We start from the raw sequence: 17565 nt of genomic DNA, 5'->3' as shown, positions 1-17565 counted from the left end.
AGGGCAACGCCAAAAAGCCAGCTCAACAAACCCGCCGAGCAGGCAAAAACCTCTCCCCGCTGCGAAGCAGCCTAATACCCTCCTTTAACACCCGCAACCACCCCAGCGGTATTCTTATACAAGGCGGCCAGATCAGCCGCCGCCCGACTTAACAAACCCGTATCCGTCCCCACCGCAACAAAACTCGCGCCCGCCGCGAGATACTCACCGGCAATCCCAGCATCAGGCGCCAGCACCCCCGCCGCCTTGCCTGCATCCCGAACCTTCCCGATACCGCTGCAAATCGCCTCGCGCACGCGTGCATCCCCAGGCTTACCCAGCAACCCCATCGAAGCACTCAAGTCGGCCGGACCGAAAAACACACCGTCAACACCATCCACCGCCGCAATCGCGGAAAGATTGTCCAGCCCCTGCACGGTCTCCACCTGCACCAGCACACACAACTCATCCGCCGCGGTGTTCAGATAGTCCGGGATCCGGTTCCACCGCGAGGCCCGCGCCAACGCGCTCCCCACGCCACGGATACCCTGTGGCGGATAGCGCGTCGCCGCAACAGCATCCGCGGCTTGCTCAGCCGTATCGATCATCGGCAGCAACAACGTCTGCGCGCCAATATCGAGCAACTGCTTGATCAACGCACTATCGCTTCGCACCGGCCGCACCACCGGATGCGATGCGTAAGCGGCTACCGCCTGCAATTGCGCCAGCGTGCTGCGGACGTCGTTCGGGGCATGCTCGTTGTCGATCAACAACCAGTCGAAGCCGGCAGTGGCCAGCAACTCGGTGACGTACGCGTCGGCCAGGGCCGCCCATAAACCGAATTGCGGCTTGCCCTCGGCCAGCGCACGCTTGAATGTGTTTTGCGGTAGTGACATATCGCCCACTCAAATGAAATTCAAACCGATACCACCCAACGGACCATAGTCGACATGGAACGTGTCGCCCGCTCGCGCAGGGATCGGGCTCGTGAACGAGCCGCTCAGAATCACGTCGTTCGCATTCAGTACTTCATCGTAAGGCGCAATCTTGTTCGCGAGCCATGCGACGCCCGTGGCAGGGTGATTCAGCACGGCCGCAGCGAGTCCGCTTTCTTCCACCGCGCCGTTCTTGTAGAGCAGGGCGCCTACCCAGCGAAGGTCGACGTCCAGCGGGCGCACCGGCCGCCCGCCCAGGACAATGCCGGCATTCGCCGCGAAATCGGAAATGGTGTCGTAGACCTTGCGCGGCGCCTTCGTCTCGCGGTCGAACTGTTCGATGCGCGCGTCGATGATTTCCACCGCAGGTGTCACGTAGGCGGTGGCGTCCAGCACGTCGAATAGCGTGACGCCTGGGCCCTTCAAGGGTTTGCTCAGCACGAAGGCCAGTTCGACTTCCACGCGCGGGGCAATGAAGCGGTCGGCGCGGATGTCCTGGCCGGCTTCAATGAACATGCTGTCGAGCAGCGGCGCGTAATCGGGTTCGTCGATCTGTGACGAACGCTGCATCGCGCGTGAGGTCAGGCCGATCTTGCGGCCCTTGATCACGTGCCCCGCAGCGAGTTTGAGTTTCACCCACTCGCGTTGAATCGCATAACCGTCCTGGACGGTCATCTCGGGATACTGGGCGGAGAAGTGACGCAGTTGGGTGCGGGTCTTCTCGGCGTTGTCGAGTTGCAATGCAAGCTCGCGGATAGTCTGTTCGTCTAGCATGATGGATTCTCTATATGCGGCGGCCGGCCCCGGAATCAGGTCGGCGTCCTAGCCTTGAGCAGCCTTAAGCCGCGCGTGCAAATTGTTGTGCTTCCACGTGCCGGATTCGCTGAATTCATTGATCTCCAACGACAACGCGAGGCCGTGTTTTTCAAACTCCGTGGCGAAGTGCTGTTTGATTACCTCAAACAATGCATCGCCTGTGGCTTTCTTCGCGGCGTCCGAGCGGCCCGCGCCGATCTTCAGGTCCGCGTGCAGGAAGGCGGCGTCCGCCCGGCCGTCGGCAATGCTGTATTGCGCGCAGCGCAAAGCGCGCACGCGGATGCCGCCGAGCGGATAAACGCGTTGTTCGTTCTCACGCTGCGCATCGAGGCATTGCGCAAGCGATCTGCAAAGCCGCCCGATGCTGTCTTCATCAGCAAGATTGGCGCTGTATTCGAGTGTCAAATGCGGCACGGCAAGCTCCTTTCTCGTGGCTTAAGCGGGCAGCGGCGTGACGGGAAAGATCGCATTGATCTGGCCCGTGCCCGAACTGCCGAAATACGGCGTGACGACTTCCACCTTGCCCTCGTAACGATCCCAGCCGAGTGCGCCGAGCAGCATTGCGGTGTCGTGCATGCCGCCTTCGCCCCAGCATTTTTCGTTATAGAGCGGCAGCATCTCGCAGAAGGTCTTCCAGTCGCCGGCTTCCCACAACTCGACCACCTTGCGGTCCATCTGCTCGAGAAACGGGCTCCACACCTTGTGCATGAACTGTTCGGCGGTACCGTTGTTGGCGAAGTGGTGGCTCAACGAGCCGCTTGCCAGAATCGCCACGGTGCCGTCGTAACGCTCCTCGATCGCCTTGCGCACGGCAAGACCAAAGCGCGCGCTGGTTTCGAGTTCATGCCACATGCACCAGCCGGATACCGAGACGGTCTTGAAGTGCTGGTCGCTATTCATATAGCGCATCGGCACCAGCGTGCCGTATTCGAGTTCGAGCGTGGTCTCGCTGTGCGCGCGGCTCTTCACGCCCATTTCATTGGCGACTTCCGCAATCAGATTGCCGAGCCCGACATTGCCGGGATACGCATACGGCATGTTCTTGATGAAGTGCGGCAGTTCGTTACTCGTATAGACGCCCTCGAACTTCGGCGCGCAATTGATGTGGTATTCGCTGTTCACGAGCCAATGCACGTCGAAGACGACGATCGTATCCACACCCAGTTCGCGGCAACGCCGGCCGATTTCATGATGGCCGTCGATCGCGGGCTGCCGGCAGCCCTTATGAGGACCGTCGAGTTCGGACAGATATAACGACGGCACGTGAGTGATCTTTGCTGCCAACGCGAGTTTGCCCATCGCGATCTCCTGTTCAGTGTGGCGCGAGACCTGCTGGCCTCGCGCGCCATGGCGACGCGGGTCAGGCGCCCCAGTGCGGAATATGATGCGAGCCGAGCGATACGCACACGTTCTTCGGTTCGAGGAACACTTCATAGCTCCATGTGCCGCCTTCACGGCCCACGCCCGATGCCTTGGTGCCGCCGAACGGCTGGCGCAGATCGCGCACGTTCTGGCTGTTGACGAAACACATGCCGGCCTGGACCGCCGCGGCAACCCGCAACGCGCGCCCGGTGCTCTCGGTCCAGATGTAGCTCGACAAGCCGTAGGAGATATCGTTGGCGAGTCTGATCGCGTCAGCTTCGTCGTCGAACGGAATCAGGCACGCCACTGGGCCGAAGATCTCTTCCTGCGCGATCCGCATGCGGTTGTCGACGTCGACGAACACCGTCGGTTGAACGAAGTTGCCTTTGCGCATGGCTTGCGGCAAGTCGGGTGCGTCGAGGCCGCCGCAGGCGAGCGTGGCGCCTTCTTTCGGACCGAGTTCGATGTAGCTGCGCACCTTGGCCAGGTGTCCCTGGCTGATCATCGGGCCGACGATCGTGCTGTCCGCCAACGGATCGCCCACCGTCAGACGTTTTGCGCGTTCCACGAAACGTTCGGCAAAGCGCGCGTAAATCGAGCGTTGCACCAGAATGCGCGAACCCGCCGTGCAGCGCTCGCCGTTGTTCGAGAAGATCATGAACACGGCAGCGTCGAGCGCGCGTTCGAAATCGGCGTCGTCGAAAATCACGAACGGCGACTTGCCGCCGAGTTCCATCGAAAACTTCTTCAGGCCTGCCGTTTGCACGATACGGTTGCCGGTTGCCGTCGAACCGGTGAACGACACCGCATGCACGTCCGGGTGTGCCACCAGCGGTTCGCCGGTGTCCTTGCCGAAGCCGTGCACGACGTTCAGCACGCCGGCGGGAATCCCGGCTTCGAGCGCGAGATTGCCGAGCATCGAAGCGGTCAGCGGCGACAATTCGCTCATCTTCAGCACGGCAGTATTGCCGAAGGCGAGGCAGGGCGCGACTTTCCATGTTGCCGTCATGAACGGCACGTTCCACGGCGAGATCAGCGCGCAGACGCCGACCGGGTGGAACAGCGTGTAGTTCAGGTGCGTGTCGGTGGGATACGTATGGCCGTCGACGCGCGTGCACATCTCCGCGAAATAAGTGAAGTTGTCGGCAGCGCGCGGCACGAGTTGCTTGCGCGTCTGCGAGATCGTCTGGCCGGTGTCCTTCGTCTCGGTCTCCGAGATTTCCGGCACGTTCTTCGCGATCAACTCGCCGAGCTTGCGAATGGCTTTTGCGCGATCCGTCGCCGGCTTGCCGGCCCATGCCGGGAACGCTTCTTTAGCCGCGCGCACGGCGGCGTCGACTTCTTGCGCACCGCCGCTGGCGACTTCGGCGAGCACCTCTTGCGTCGCGGGATTGACTGTCTCGAAGTAGTCTTTTGCGGCGCTGGATTTGCCGTTGATCAGATGTTCGATTCGCATTGCCTTGTCCTTTCTCTTTTACTGTCCCGATCAGGCGCGGCCGAAGTCCGCATCCGATGCAATCGTATTGACGAGACGGCCAAGGCCGTCGATTTCACAGACCACTTCGTCGCCCGCATTGACGTTGACGATGCCTTCCGGCGTGCCGGTCAGGATCACGTCGCCAGGTGCGAGCGTCATGAAGCTGCTCAGATACTCGATCAGCGCCGGGATATCGGTGACGAGATCGCGCGTGTTGCCGTGTTGCTGCCGCGTGCCATTCACGAAGGTGCGCAGTTCGAGTTGCGTGACGTCTTCGACATCGGCGGCATCGACGAACCAGGGGCCGAGCACCGTGCCGCCGTCGCGATTTTTCACGCGCAGGTTGGGGCGGTAATAGTTTTCCAGGTAGTCGCGGATCGCGTAGTCGTTGGCGATCATGTAGCCGGCCACATGTTGCATGGCGTTTTCGCGCGTGACGTTCTGCGCGGTTTGGCCAATCACGACAGCCAGCTCGCACTCGTAGTGCATGAAGGTGACGTCGGCGGGGCGGCGCGTGAAGCCGCGGTGACCGATCACGGTGCCGGGGCCCTTGAGAAAGACCAGCGGCTCTTCCTGTTTGTTGAACTGCAATTCCTTCGCATGTTCGGCGTAATTCAGGCCGAGCGCGAAGATCGTGCCGATTTCGATCGGTGCGAGCCACACCACTTCATCCTCACGACGCACGCGGCCGTCGGCGAGACGTACGCCGTGAGCGTCCGGATAAGCTTCGTGAATCGCGCCTGCATAGGCAACGCGGCCGCGCATCATGGTTGTTCTCCAGCTTGTTCTTTTGCACCTGTAAACGACACCTCGAGTGGCGGCAGTCCGCCAATCGACAGCGTGGCCGTGTCGCCGATATGCGCGACCGGCGAACCATGAGGCACGCCCAGCGTAATGACGTCGCCGGCATTCAGTGTCATGAAATCGGTCACATCCGCAATCAGTTGCGCGACGTTGCGTACCGACGATGCGGTGCTGGCGGTGAAGACGTCATGTCCGGCAAGCGCGACCTTGATGCCCAGATCGTCAGGTGCCGCGACATGACGTGCGGCAACCACGGCCGGTCCGATCACGCAGAAACCGTCGCGTGCGCGGAACCGCACCGAGGGGCGGTACACGCTCGCGTGCGGCACGCTCAGGTCGGCGACCAGCGTGTAGCCCGCGATGTAGTCGAACGCCTCGCCCGCGCCGACGCGGCTTGCCGTGCGGCCGATCACGATGCCGAGCGAAGCGCCGACTTCCACGCCCAATGCATTGTCGGGGACGACGACACGGGCGCGATGACCGGCGAACGTATTGCGCGGCTTCAGATAGAGAACAGGCGCCTTCGGCGGCGCTTTGTAAGGCGCGGCGTGTACCGCGTCGCCCAATGCCTGCAGCGCGGCGCGGTCGTTCAGCAAGGTTCCATACACGGCGCCGGAAACGGGGGTGCGGCAGGCCACGCCGCGCGCGAGCAGCGCGGCAGCGGTTTGCGCGTCCACGTCGCGAGGCAACGCGTCGCCCTCGGGATGCAGCAGGTGATCGGCAAGTGCAAACATAAATCAGTTGTCTCTCGGAGAAAACACTAACATGTTAGTAGTATTGCGCTTGATATCATCCACGGTCAATAGCCTGTCGGCTGATTGCGGGTTTTCCCTTAAGCTTCGACGGCTGCTTTTAACTATCTTCCGCCATGTCCGCTTCTGCTTCGATTCGAGTTTTGCATCGCAACCTGCCGATGCTGTTGCTGCGCGCCAGAGAAAAAATGATGGAGCGGTTCCGCCCGCTGATTACCGCTCACGGGCTGACCGAACAGCAGTGGCGCGTGATTCGCGCGCTCAATGAGCACGGCCCGATGGAGCCGCGCCACATTTCCGACATCTGCACGATTTCGAGCCCGAGCATGGCGGGGGTGCTCGCGCGCATGGAAAGCATGGAATTGGTGACGAAGGAGCGTTTCGCGGAAGACCAGCGCCGCGTGCTGGTGTCGCTTACCGATACGAGCGTGGAACTGGTGCGCGTGATCTCGAAGGATCTCGAGGCGCACTATCGCGAACTGGAGCGCAAGGTAGGGCCGGAGATCGTCGAGCGTGTGTATCGCGCGGTCGACGATCTGCTTGCGGGCCTGGAAGAAGAGGACGAGTAAAGCGGCAGGTCAATCGCCCTGGCCGGGCGCCGAGGTATTTGCCGCGGCGTTCTCCCTGAGGCCGAGCAGCCACGGAATCTGGCTTTTGTCGTGCATGCCGAGCTTCTTGTACGCGCAGCGCAGATAGTGGCGCACGGTGGTGGGCGAAATCGCCATGCGCTGCGCGACTTCCTTATGCGAGAGGCCGTCGCCGTACAGCCTGATCGCATTCAGTTCGCGCGGACTCAAACGGTCGAGCGGCGAGCGTTGGCGCGCTTCCAGCTGAAACAGACCGACTACCGGCGAACAGCTTACCGTCACCGTTTCGCCGACATACGGCTGGCCCGTACTCGCATGCAGATGCGCGATCAGCGGCGCGGGCAGATGCTGGTTCTGATAGCCCGGCCACTCGCTGCGCAGAATAGTCTCGAACGTTTTATCCGCCTGATGCACCGCACCAAAACCGTCGCAGATCGCGCGCGCCGGCGTTGAGACGCCCCCGCCACGCTCGCGCGTCAACTGAAACGAGCGGTTGATCGTGAGTGCCGCGCTCAGATGCGGAATCACATCCTCCAGCGTTTGCGCATCCGCCGCGGAGAACGGTTTGTCGAGCGCGCGGCGATATACCGAGAAGAACGTCGCGAGCCCGAAGCGATGATCGAGCGCCGACACCACCATCAACTGCGCGAGCCCGTACTTGATCGCCCAGTTGCGAAAGCGCTGATCGATGCCGGGCGCCACGATCGACACCGCCAGCGCACGGCCGTAGCTGTTCATCGAGCCGAGCGCGAGCGGATCGCAGTCCCGCACGCGCTGCCAGTCGGTAAAGAATTCGCCCGGCAGGCCATAGACGAAGCTGTTGTGCATCACCGGACCATTGGCCGTATGCGTGGTCACGCCGGTCCAGCCGGCGTCGAATGGTAAATGCTGCGAGAGCAGACGAAAGAAGCCATGCTCGAATTCGCCGATGCCGGCGCGGTTGGCGAGCGCATACAGGTCGAGCAGGAAAAGGCTCAGGCCGCGCGTCGCGGTGCCATTGCCGGAAAGCGTGCCTTCGAAATCGGCGCTGCGCTGTTCGAGCGGCGCGCCCGCGTAATCGTCGAGCGCAATGGCAGCGGGCATTTCACCCCACTGATCGAGAACCCGCCTGGTGTCCGCGGTGACTGTCACGCTGTTTCCTTCGGCTGTCGATAAGGCGCGTCTGGCCGCGCGCGCGGCATGCCGATCGATTATACGTGGCACTTTTTTGAAAAACGCTGCGGCCAAAATGGCCTTACACCCCCTCATTTGAACGGCCCCGGGCCGTGGATGCCGCGCCGCGTCAGCACGCCGGGCCGTTCAACTTCGCGGCGCATGCCAATCGCAGCAAGGCCGCGCGCAATCGCGTGCGGGTTTTCCTTACCGTTCATCTGGACGTCTAGTCAGCGCAATTGCCGCTACGGACACTGCCGTTGCACTGGATCGGAGATGCAACCCGCAGTGACGGACACATTACAAAAACATTGGACGGTTTGGAGCTTCTCGATGAAACGAAACGAATCACGGCAGCGTGGAGGTCGACGAAAGACGCTGGCGGTATTGAGCGCGGCGGCCGGCTTGTGCGCCACGGCCGCACACGCGCAATCGAGTGTCACGCTGTACGGTTTGATCGATGCCGGCATTCAGTACCGCACGAACGCGGACGGCCAGCACAGCGCGGTCAACTTGCAGAACTACGGTGTGTTGCCCTCGCAGATCGGTTTGACGGGTAAGGAAGATCTGGGTGGCGGCTTGCAGGCAATCTTCCGCCTCGAGCAGGGTATCAACGTGAACGACGGCACGGCTACGGTGCCGGGCTATGCATTTTTTCGGGGTGCTTACGTCGGCTTAACCGGCAAGTTCGGCACCGTCACGCTGGGGCGGCAATTCAGCGTGCTGTTCGATCGCACCGTTTTCTACGACCCGCTGCTGTACGCGGCGTATAGCGGGCAGGGCGAACTGGTGCCGCTATCGGCCAACTTCATCGACAACTCGGTGAAGTTCAAGAGCGCCGATTACGGCGGTTTCAGCGCCGAGGCGCTGGCTGCGACTGGCGGTGTGGCCGGCAATTCGCGCTCGGGCCGCGTGCTGGAAATCGGCGCGCAGTACGGCGGCAATGGCTACGGCATCAGCGCGGCGCTGCATCGGGCGCAAGGCACGGCGTCCGCGGATGGCGATACCTCGGGACTGCAGCAGACCATCGGCACGCTGGCCGCGCATTGGGACATCGCGACGCTCTCGCTGTATGGCGGCGCCGAACGGCAAACGGGAACACTCGCGCCGTCGAAAACGGTGGCATGGGGCGGGGCGCGTTATCAGGTCAACAATTTCGTCGGCCTTGCGGGCGGCGTCTATCAGACCTGGTCGAACACGCCGAGTGTCGGTCATCCGACGCTGTTCATCGCGAGCGGTACCTATGCATTGTCAAAGCGCACGGTGGCGTATGTGAATCTCGGCTATTCGCGCAACAGCAGTCAAAGCTCGCAACCCGTCTATGAATATGACGCCTCGCCGCTCAATGGCGCCTCGCAGTTCGGCGCGATGCTCGGCATGTATCACACGTTCTGAGTGTGCGTCGCGCCGGCGTGGCGCTTCGGTGTCGACACCGCGCCGGCCTGGTTTCGCTTTTTCCTGGACCGCATACCGGCCCTCGTTGCAACGCAACCGTTACCTCACGAGCCCCATGAAAACTTCTTCGACCTCCTCATTTGCCACAGCCGGCGTGTCCGCGACGCCCGCGGCCGCGCCACGCGAATTCGCGGCGTCCACGCTGCTGTCGCTGGTGGTGTTCGCCGCCATCACGCCATTGTTGTTGCTGGTCGCGCCGGCCGTGGCGGCGCAGCTCGGCGGACAGCTCGGTTTGAGCGCCTCGCAGATCGGTACTTACTTCTTCGTCGAACTCGGCGCGTTCAGTTGCGCGACCTTGCCGTCGCTCCTGTGGCTGGGCCGTGTCGACGCGCGCCGTGTCGCGGCGATCGCCACGGCGGTGTTTTGCCTCGGCAATCTCGCCACGGCGGTGCTGATGCCGGGCTTCGTCGCATTGCTGGTGCTGCGCGCGTTGACCGCGCTCGGCGGCGGCACGCTGATGGTGCTATGCATGACGAGCGCGGCGACGAGCGGCAATCGTGACCGCGTGTATGGCTTGTGGGTGGTCGGTCAACTGGTGGCCGGCGCACTCGGTCTCGTCGTGCTGCCGCATCTGTTCGAAGCGTTCGGTCTGCGCGCCCTGTATGTGACGCTGGCCGTGCTCGCGCTGATCGCGTCGCCGCTTACGCGCGGCTTCGATCCGGCCCTGGGCGGAGCTAGTGGCAAGCAGGCGCAACAGGCCGCGTCCGGTAACCACGGTGGCCGCAGCAGCACGTGGTTTCTGGCGACGCTGGTGATCGGTGGGGTGCTCACGTTCTATGTGGCGATCGGCGGCGTCTGGACCTTCGCGAGCAAGGCGGCATCGCTCGCCGGACTCGACGCCGGGCATACCGGCGAACTGCTGGCTATCGCGAGCGTGATGGGAATCGTCGGCGCGGCGTGCGCGTCGTTTATCGGCAACCGGATCGCGCGTGCCGCGATGCTGCTGACGGGTTACGCGATTCTCGTCGCGGCTTTGCTCGGGCTGTCGGCGCATCCGGGTTCGATGGGTTATGCCGCCGCGATCTTCGCGTTCAAGTTCGCATGGACCTTCGTGCTGCCGTTCATCCTTGCCGCAGCCGCAAAAACCGATACGTCGGGCCGTTTGATCGCCACGCTGAACTTCGTGATCGGCGCGGGGCTAGCGGTCGGTCCGCTGATCGCCGGCGTTCTGCTCGACGCCGGCGCGGGACTCAATACGTTGTTTCAGGGCGCGGCAGCGATCTGTGCGTTGTCTTTCATTTGCCTGCTTCGCGTTGAGCGTAGCGGGCGCGAAATGCCGGGTACGCAGCCGTGATCGTGCTGCCGAACCCGGTCGATCTGAATCCGCAGGTGAACTACAGGTAAGAGACATGATGAGCAAAACGGCATTTTTCACGGACGAACGCACTTTCTGGCATACCGGTGGCACGCATGCGCTGTTCTTTCCGATCGGCGGCTGGGTGCAGCCGCCGTCGAGCAGCGGTTACGCGGAATCGCCCGATTCGAAACGCAGACTGCTGGCCTTGATCCAGACCTCGGGGCTGGCGGCCTCGCTCGACATGCAGAGCGCGGCGCTTGCCACTGAGGAGGATTTGCTGCGCGTCCATTCGCGGGATTATCTGAACCGTTTCAAGGCGCTCAGCGATACGACCGGCGGCGATCTGGGCGAGCTCGCGCCATTCGGCAAAGGGAGCTACGAGATCGCCGCGCTTTCCGCGGGGCTGGCGATTGGCGCGATCGATACCGTGCTCGAGAAGCGGGCAAGCAACGCATTTTCGCTTTCGCGGCCGCCCGGCCATCACTGTCTGCGCGACAAGCCGATGGGTTTCTGCCTGCTCGCCAACATTCCGATTGCGATCGAAGCGGCCCGCGCGAAGCATGGCGTCGAACGCGTTGCGGTGATCGACTGGGATGTCCACCACGGCAACGGCACGCAGTCGATCTACTACGACGACCCTAACTCTCTGACGATTTCGCTGCATCAGGATCGCTGCTTTCCGCCGGGCTACAGCGGCGCGGACGAGCGCGGCACGGGCGCCGGTATGGGGGCCAACCTGAACATTCCGCTGTTGCCGGGCGGCGGCCACGACGCCTATCTGTACGCATTCGAGCGCATCGTGCTGCCTGCGCTCGACGCGTTCAGACCGGATCTGATCGTGGTGGCGAGCGGGCTCGACGCGAGCGCGGTCGATCCACTCGCCCGCATGCTGCTGCATAGCGAGAGTTATCGGGCGATGACGCAGTTGATGCGCGATGCCGCGGAACGCTATTGCGGCGGGCGTCTGGTGATCGTGCACGAGGGCGGGTATTCGGAAGCGTATGTGCCGTTCTGCGGCCATGCGATTGTCGAAACGCTGGCGGACGTGCGCACGCTGGTGACCGATCCGATGCTGGATCTGGCGATTGCGCAGCAGCCGAACGAGCGCTTCAAGGCGTTTCAGCGCGGCTTGATCGATGAACTGGCGGATGAATTCGGGCTGCCGGGTCTTTGACTGCTCGATCGCGTTCAGAACGCTTTGAAGCGCGGGCGTTGTCATCCTTATGGTTGATGCCGCCGCACCCGCGCCCTCCGTACAGTAGTCAAAGGCGCCGCGGCACCTCGCTAGAGGCGGCCCTAGCCGCGGCAAATCATCGAACTACTGGAGCCATACAGACATGACATCTCAACCCGTTTTCATCCAGGTCGGCGCACTGGCCGAAGGTTTCGCACCTGACAGCCACATCTTGCCGCCGGTCGACGATCTGACTGGCCGCACGTTGCAGCTTGAATTCGCGGATGACCCCGCCGAGACTTTGACGTTCGTCTCCGCCGGTGTGGTGCGTACGTCTAACGGCCAATTCGATTGCCGGATCACCTCGGTGCGCGACGGCATTTACTTCGTCGATTACATCGGCGGTGGCGACGGCTCGCGGCCGGCAGCGACGAGTCACGTGCTCGACGTGAAGCAGGGCCTGTGCACCTCGTTAGCCGGCACCCTGCCGAACGAAAGCGAAGCGCGTACCGATGCGTTCACGCGCGTCGAGCGAGGCCTGGAGCTGACCGGCGTGCAGGTGCGTTTGCGTCACGGCAGGATCGTGGCGCAGGGCGCACAGGCTGGTGCGCAGGCAGGCGCTGAAGCGGCATTGCATCACCCGACGCGCGAACTGATCGGCATGCGCAACCTGTACACGTATAGCGCGACGGAACAGTACGAGCACGTCTATCTGAACGACAACTTCTATGCGTGGCAATGTCTTTCGGGCGCGGAAGCCGGTCTCGCCGACGTGGATCGCTGCCACTACATCGCCATCGCCAAAGACCTGTACCTGTTCGTCTGGCGTGAAAAAATCATTCCGACGCTCGGCGTGGTGATGATCGACCTCGAACGCAAGAAGACCGACGGCAAGATTTTTGGCTACCGGGGCAGCCAGTTCGACTCGCTGTCGAATTTCCCGGTCGGCGCACTTGCGGAAGTGCTCAATGTGACACGGTATCCGCGATGAACGGCGCCGCGCAGCAAACGATCAGCGTGCGTGATTTCGCCGGCAAGACCGTGCTGGTGACCGGCGGCGCGCAAGGCATCGGGCGCGGCATTGCCGAGGCGTTTGCCGCGCGCGGCGCCTCGGTGGCGATCGCGGATCTGCGCGTCGACGCGGCCTCGGAAGCGGCGCGGCCGCTCGCGCAGCAGGGCGGCACGGCGCGTGCCTACGCAGCGGACATGGCCGAGTACGCGCAGATCGAGCATCTCGTTGCCGAGGTAGAGGCGGATTTCGGCAGGCTCGACGTGGTCGTGCACAACGCTGCGTATTTTCCGCTCACTGCCTTCGAGGCGATTACGCCCGCGATTTTGCAGCGCACTTTCGCGGTGAATCTCGCCGCGCTCTTCTGGCTCGCGCAGGCGGCGACGCCTGCGTTTATCCGGCAAGGCGGCGGGCGGATGCTGGCGACCTCGTCGGTGACCGGGCCACGTGTGGCGTATCCGGGGCTTGCGCATTACGCGGCGTCGAAGGCGGGCGTGAATGGCTTTATTCGCGCGGCGGCGCTGGAACTGGCGAAGCATCGCATCACGGTCAACGGCGTCGAGCCCGGCATGATCCGCACGCCCGCAATGGGCAACCTGGGCGACGACGCGCATAACCGCCGCATCGAACAGGCAATCCCGCTCGGGCGGCTGGGCGAACCGGCGGATATCGCGGCGGCCATGCTGTTTCTGGCTTCCGACGCGGCCGCGTATATCACCGGCCAGACCATCGTGGTCGACGGCGGCGCGACCTTGCCGGAGTCGGCCGCCGTGATGGGCTAAGGCCTCGCTGACCTCGCTTACATATGTTCGAACGCGAGGGTCGGCACGTCGACGATCGAGGAGCCGCCGTCGGCAACGAGGGTGGCGCCCGTCACGATCGACGCGGCGGGCGACGCCAGAAACTCGCAAACGCCGGCGATTTCCTCCGCCTGCGCGGGGCGGCGCAACGGCACATCGGCGCAAACCCGCTGATAGGCCGCGTCGAGGGATTCGTCATAGCGCTGCATCAGCGGCTGCATTTCCGCGTCGGCCATCGGCGTGCGGACCCAGCCGGGGCAGACCGCGTTGACGCGTACGCCGTGCGGGCCGTAGTCGCGCGCAAGCGAACGCGTCAGGCCGATCAGCGCGTGTTTTGCGGTGGTGTAGCCGCATACGGCCGGCCCGGCGGCGAGCGAAGCGATCGAGGCGACCAGCACGATGGCGCCGCGCCGTTCGATCAGATCGGGCAGGCAGGCGCGGGCGGCGACGAAGGAAGTATCGAGATTCGCGCGCATGGCGGCGGACCAGGCCGCGTCGTCGGTCTCGGTGGCGGCGCCCATGCCGAAACCGCCGGCACAGGCGATCAATGCGTCGATAGCGCCGCCGTCGGCCTTGATTGCCGCAATGAAACGCTGCCAGTCGGCGGGGTTGGCTGCGTCGCCGTCGAGCGCGAGGCCGCCGGTTTCGCGCGCCACCCGTTCGAGGGGCGCGCGGCGCCGGCCGATCAGCGCCACGCGTGCGCCGCGCGCAGCAAACAGCCGCGCGCAGGCTTCACCGATGCCGGTGCCTGCGCCTGTGATGACGACGGTGCGTTGTCTGGACATGGGTTCCTTACGAATATGAATGAAGGTGATCTGGTGTGATGAAAGGAGGCAACGTGAATTCAGAGTCTAGGCGTGCGGGCCGCGACGCGGAATCAGGCAAAAGGATGACAACGCAGCCGTCGTTTCAGCAGGCAAGCCGCGTCGATTTGCCAATTCGTGCTCACGCCATGGAATTGGGCGTTCGTACGATGGGCCGGAGCTGGTGAACCGGGAGAGCGCCATGTTGAATACGATCCGCGACGCAGCCGCGTCTCCAGGCGCCTTTATGCCCGCGCTGGGCGCTGCGGTGAGCGCGCTCGCACAACTGTTGCGGCCATCGGCAACGGTTTTTTACTGGGTCGGCGCGGATAACGAGCCGTCGGGTTTCGAACTGTTCGGCATGACCGAGACGATGCATCGCACCTATTTGCAGCGTTACTGCACGCTCGATCCCATGCATCCGTCGCGTTTTTCGACGCGGACCGGCAACGTGCTCACGCTCGCGGGCGAGTTGCCCGAGATGGTGCGCGGCGCTTCGGTGTACTGGCGGCGCTTCCTGAATCCGCATCAGGTGGTCGATGTGATGGAGGTCTTGCTGCGAGACGACGCATCCGGCGCACCCGGCGCCCCCGGCGCGGAGGGCACGCGGCCGGCGGCGGCGTTCTCACTGCTGCGCATGGCGCCGGCCGCCGCGTTCTCGGCGGACGACCAGCACCACGCAAGGGCAGTGCAACCGCTGCTGGAAGCGGCGCTGGTGCCGGCGCTGCGCGAGCAGCGGGCGATGCGCACCCACGCGCGCCACGGCACGGAGGTCGAAAACGATATCCGTCCAAACCTGACGCATCGCGAACAGCAGATCGCGCGTCTCGTGCGTAACGGCTTGTCGAACAAGGAGATCGCACGCGAGCTCGCGCTCGCGCAGCCCACCGTCAAAACCCACCTGTTGCGCATGTTCCGCAAGCTCGGCGTGTCGAGCCGCACGGAGATGATCGGCGCGCTCTTTCTATAGAGGACCGAAGCCATGATCGACACCTGGCCGATGGCGGGCGCGCGCGTCGAACCGGTCGAGGCCGATGGCTCGATGCTGCTTTATGCCGTCGCCGCTGTCGCGGTGGAGCGCGCCGATAGCCGGCATGGCGCGCGCTGGTTCCAACGCCGGCCGTCTGCGCTCGCCGCGGTGATTTCGCGTGAAGAAGACGTGTCCGACATTCTGCTGCGCTTGCCCGATAGCTGGAACATCGTCGATGGCGCGCGGTGTGTCGGCCTGCATGACGATGCCGACATTCTGTCCGGCGACCCGCGCTTTTGCCGCGGTTTCGTCGAAACGAATTGCGCCATTGCCGGCCATAGCGATGGCGTGCGTTTTGCGCTGTTCTTGCAGATCAACGCAGCCGAAGCGGTGTTGCTGCCCGAACGGCTATTCGTGCAGCGCGACGCTTTCGAGCGTTGTCTGTATGCGCAACCGTGAGCGTGTCATCGAGCGCACCTGAGCGCACCTGGGTGTACCTGAGCGCACACGACTATTAGATGTTTTCCCTAATGCACGGGCTCGCTGCCGATTTGCGCTAACGGTCGAAAAAACTGCGTGACACCATGCTTCACCGCGATGGCCCCGTGGCCATCCGCAGTCAGTAACAAGACACCAACGAGAGACCCCGGATATGAGTAACGATGCAACGGTTATCGTCAGCGACGCGGTTCGCGCGTTCGTGCAACGCGATTTCGGCCTGTTTATCGGCGGCACGCAGCAACGCGCGCATTCGGAGCGCCGGCTGGACGTGTTCAATCCGGCGAGCGGCGAGCGCCTCGCGACGGTAGTGGATGCGGACGCAACCGACGTCGATCACGCAGTGAGCAATGCGCGCGCCGCGTTCGACGCGCGGGTGTGGAGCGGCCTGCGTCCCGCCGATCGCGAACGCATTCTGCTGCGCTTTGCCGACCTGCTCGAAGCCAATGCCGAAGACCTCGCGCAACTCGAAACGCTGAATCAGGGCAAGTCGATCAACATTGCCCGCGCGGTGGAAGTGGGCGCGACGATCGAATACGTGCGCTATATGGCGGGCTGGGCGACCAAGATTACCGGCGAAACGCTGGACGTGTCGATCCCGTTTCCGCCCGGTACCCGCTATACGGCGTTCACGCGCAAGGAGCCGATCGGCGTGGTGGCCGGCATCGTGCCGTGGAATTTCCCGCTGATGATCGCGGTGTGGAAACTGGTGCCGGCGCTCGCGGCGGGTTGCACCATCGTGATCAAGCCGTCGCCGGAAACCCCTCTGACGGCGCTGCGGCTGGCCGAACTGGCACTGGAGGCCGGCGTTCCCGCCGGCGTGTTCAACGTCGTCACCGGTGGCCGCGAATGCGGCGCCGCGCTGGCCGCGCATCCGGGCCTCAGCAAGATTTCGTTTACCGGTTCGACGCCGACCGGCAAGCTGGTCGGCACGGCCGCCGTGCAGAACATGACGCGCTTCTCGCTTGAACTCGGCGGCAAGAATCCCGCGGTGATGCTCGCCGATATCGACGTCGAGCAGGCGATTCAGGGTGCGCTGGCCGGCGGCTTCTTCAACCAGGGGCAGGTGTGCGCCGCGGCCTCGCGCATCTACGTGCATCGCAGCAAGTATCGGCAGGTGGCCGACGGTCTCGCCGATATCGCCAACGCGATGACGCTCGGACCCGGCCTCGATCCGGCGGCGCAGATCAATCCGCTCGTGTCCGCGCTGCATCGAGACCGCGTCAATCAGCACATCGCGCGCGCTCAGTCAGCCGGTCTGAAGTTTCTTGCGGGCGGCAAGCCGGTCGATCTGCCGGGCTACTACGTGCGCCCCACGGTGATCGCCGACGTGCCGCACGACGCGGCAATCGTGCGTGACGAAGTGTTTGGTCCCGTGCTCGCCGTCGTCCCGTTCGACGACCCGCTCGAAGCACTACGCCTCGCCAACGATTCACAGTACGGCCTCGCCGCGAGTCTGTGGAGCAATGATCTGAAGACCGTGATGAACCTCGTGCCGCGAATGGAGGCGGGCACTGTGTGGGTCAACTGTCATGTGCCGCTCGACCCTGGCATGCCGTTCGGCGGTTTCAAACAGTCGGGCATCGGCCGAGAGTTCGGCAAGTACGCCATCGAAGGCTTTACGGAAACCAAGTCCGTGTGCATCGCGCATTGAAGCTCGCGCATTGAGTTGGGCGCGGGCACGCGAACCATACT

At 63.6% G+C, this 17565-nt stretch carries 19 protein-coding genes; 9 read left to right on the top strand and 10 right to left on the bottom strand.

The window, feature by feature from the left end; all coding sequences use genetic code 11:
* Window positions 1-71: 71 nt before the first annotated feature.
* The 7 genes from hpaI to AC57B6_RS18620 form a co-directional block, all read right to left on the bottom strand.
* Window positions 72-875, bottom strand: a complete 804-nt coding sequence (gene hpaI, locus AC57B6_RS18650) for a 4-hydroxy-2-oxoheptanedioate aldolase (RefSeq protein ID WP_028200064.1) — start codon at window positions 873-875, stop codon at window positions 72-74.
* 9 nt (window positions 876-884) lie between these two features.
* Window positions 885-1688, bottom strand: a complete 804-nt coding sequence (gene hpaH, locus AC57B6_RS18645) for a 2-oxo-hept-4-ene-1,7-dioate hydratase (protein WP_491563957.1) — start codon at window positions 1686-1688, stop codon at window positions 885-887.
* A 48-nt stretch (window positions 1689-1736) separates the two neighbouring features.
* The gene (locus tag AC57B6_RS18640) at window positions 1737-2144 is read right to left on the bottom strand and encodes a 5-carboxymethyl-2-hydroxymuconate Delta-isomerase (RefSeq protein WP_028200062.1); all 408 of its coding nucleotides are present in this window, start codon (window positions 2142-2144) and stop codon (window positions 1737-1739) included.
* A gap of 21 nt (window positions 2145-2165) precedes the next feature.
* Window positions 2166-3029 (bottom strand): 3,4-dihydroxyphenylacetate 2,3-dioxygenase, encoded by an 864-nt coding sequence (hpaD, locus tag AC57B6_RS18635; protein ID WP_028200061.1) that lies wholly within the window; start codon window positions 3027-3029, stop codon window positions 2166-2168.
* 61 nt (window positions 3030-3090) lie between these two features.
* The gene (hpaE, locus tag AC57B6_RS18630) at window positions 3091-4548 is read right to left on the bottom strand and encodes a 5-carboxymethyl-2-hydroxymuconate semialdehyde dehydrogenase (protein WP_046571064.1); all 1458 of its coding nucleotides are present in this window, start codon (window positions 4546-4548) and stop codon (window positions 3091-3093) included.
* 30 nt (window positions 4549-4578) lie between these two features.
* Complete coding sequence (locus AC57B6_RS18625) at window positions 4579-5337, bottom strand: fumarylacetoacetate hydrolase family protein (protein ID WP_028200059.1); 759 nt, start codon at window positions 5335-5337, stop codon at window positions 4579-4581.
* A complete protein-coding gene (locus tag AC57B6_RS18620) occupies window positions 5334-6107 on the bottom strand; it encodes a fumarylacetoacetate hydrolase family protein (protein ID WP_496421854.1) in 774 nt (257 codons plus the stop codon). The genes AC57B6_RS18625 and AC57B6_RS18620 overlap by 4 nt, the downstream gene beginning before the upstream one ends.
* Window positions 6108-6286: 179 nt before the next feature.
* Here AC57B6_RS18620 and hpaR point away from each other — a divergent pair, with 179 nt between their 5' ends.
* On the top strand, window positions 6287-6694 hold the full coding sequence (gene hpaR / locus AC57B6_RS18615) for a homoprotocatechuate degradation operon regulator HpaR (RefSeq protein ID WP_042277081.1): 408 nt from the start codon (window positions 6287-6289) through the stop codon (window positions 6692-6694).
* Window positions 6695-6703: 9 nt separating this feature from the next.
* Here the strand turns inward: hpaR and AC57B6_RS18610 are convergent, their stop codons facing one another.
* Window positions 6704-7843: a response regulator transcription factor gene (locus AC57B6_RS18610; protein WP_496421853.1), complete on the bottom strand. Its 1140-nt coding sequence runs from the start codon at window positions 7841-7843 to the stop codon at window positions 6704-6706.
* A 113-nt stretch (window positions 7844-7956) separates the two neighbouring features.
* Window positions 7957-8082, bottom strand: a complete 126-nt coding sequence (locus AC57B6_RS18605) for a hypothetical protein (protein ID WP_444514760.1) — start codon at window positions 8080-8082, stop codon at window positions 7957-7959.
* A gap of 115 nt (window positions 8083-8197) precedes the next feature.
* On the opposite strand from AC57B6_RS18605, the gene AC57B6_RS18600 reads away from it, so the two are divergent.
* From AC57B6_RS18600 to AC57B6_RS18580, 5 genes are all read left to right on the top strand, one after another.
* Complete coding sequence (locus tag AC57B6_RS18600) at window positions 8198-9259, top strand: porin (RefSeq protein WP_491563959.1); 1062 nt, start codon at window positions 8198-8200, stop codon at window positions 9257-9259.
* Between the two features lie 115 nt (window positions 9260-9374).
* Window positions 9375-10613, top strand: a complete 1239-nt coding sequence (locus tag AC57B6_RS18595) for an MFS transporter (RefSeq protein WP_496421852.1) — start codon at window positions 9375-9377, stop codon at window positions 10611-10613.
* A gap of 58 nt (window positions 10614-10671) precedes the next feature.
* Window positions 10672-11790, top strand: a complete 1119-nt coding sequence (locus tag AC57B6_RS18590) for a class II histone deacetylase (RefSeq protein WP_496421861.1) — start codon at window positions 10672-10674, stop codon at window positions 11788-11790.
* A 163-nt stretch (window positions 11791-11953) separates the two neighbouring features.
* Complete coding sequence (locus tag AC57B6_RS18585) at window positions 11954-12781, top strand: MoaF C-terminal domain-containing protein (protein ID WP_496421851.1); 828 nt, start codon at window positions 11954-11956, stop codon at window positions 12779-12781.
* Window positions 12778-13581, top strand: coding sequence for an SDR family oxidoreductase (locus tag AC57B6_RS18580; protein ID WP_496421850.1), 804 nt, complete (start codon window positions 12778-12780; stop codon window positions 13579-13581). The genes AC57B6_RS18585 and AC57B6_RS18580 overlap by 4 nt, the downstream gene beginning before the upstream one ends.
* A 17-nt stretch (window positions 13582-13598) precedes the next feature.
* Here AC57B6_RS18580 and AC57B6_RS18575 read toward each other — a convergent pair whose 3' ends face one another.
* Window positions 13599-14384, bottom strand: a complete 786-nt coding sequence (locus tag AC57B6_RS18575; protein WP_106353389.1) for an SDR family NAD(P)-dependent oxidoreductase — start codon at window positions 14382-14384, stop codon at window positions 13599-13601.
* A 220-nt stretch (window positions 14385-14604) separates the two neighbouring features.
* Here AC57B6_RS18575 and AC57B6_RS18570 point away from each other — a divergent pair, with 220 nt between their 5' ends.
* From AC57B6_RS18570 to AC57B6_RS18560, 3 genes are all read left to right on the top strand, one after another.
* Window positions 14605-15372: a helix-turn-helix transcriptional regulator gene (locus AC57B6_RS18570; RefSeq protein WP_028200049.1), complete on the top strand. Its 768-nt coding sequence runs from the start codon at window positions 14605-14607 to the stop codon at window positions 15370-15372.
* Between the two features lie 12 nt (window positions 15373-15384).
* Complete coding sequence (locus AC57B6_RS18565) at window positions 15385-15831, top strand: hypothetical protein (protein WP_051743593.1); 447 nt, start codon at window positions 15385-15387, stop codon at window positions 15829-15831.
* 193 nt (window positions 15832-16024) lie between these two features.
* Window positions 16025-17524: an aldehyde dehydrogenase family protein gene (locus AC57B6_RS18560; RefSeq protein ID WP_216752004.1), complete on the top strand. Its 1500-nt coding sequence runs from the start codon at window positions 16025-16027 to the stop codon at window positions 17522-17524.
* The last annotated feature ends 41 nt before the right edge of the window (window positions 17525-17565 follow it).

The sequence above is a fragment of the Paraburkholderia sp. BGA-UO-ETr-F12 genome (assembly GCF_059567945.1).
Note: the sequence above shows the minus strand (reverse complement) of the source record. Positions and strands in the feature narration are given on the sequence as shown.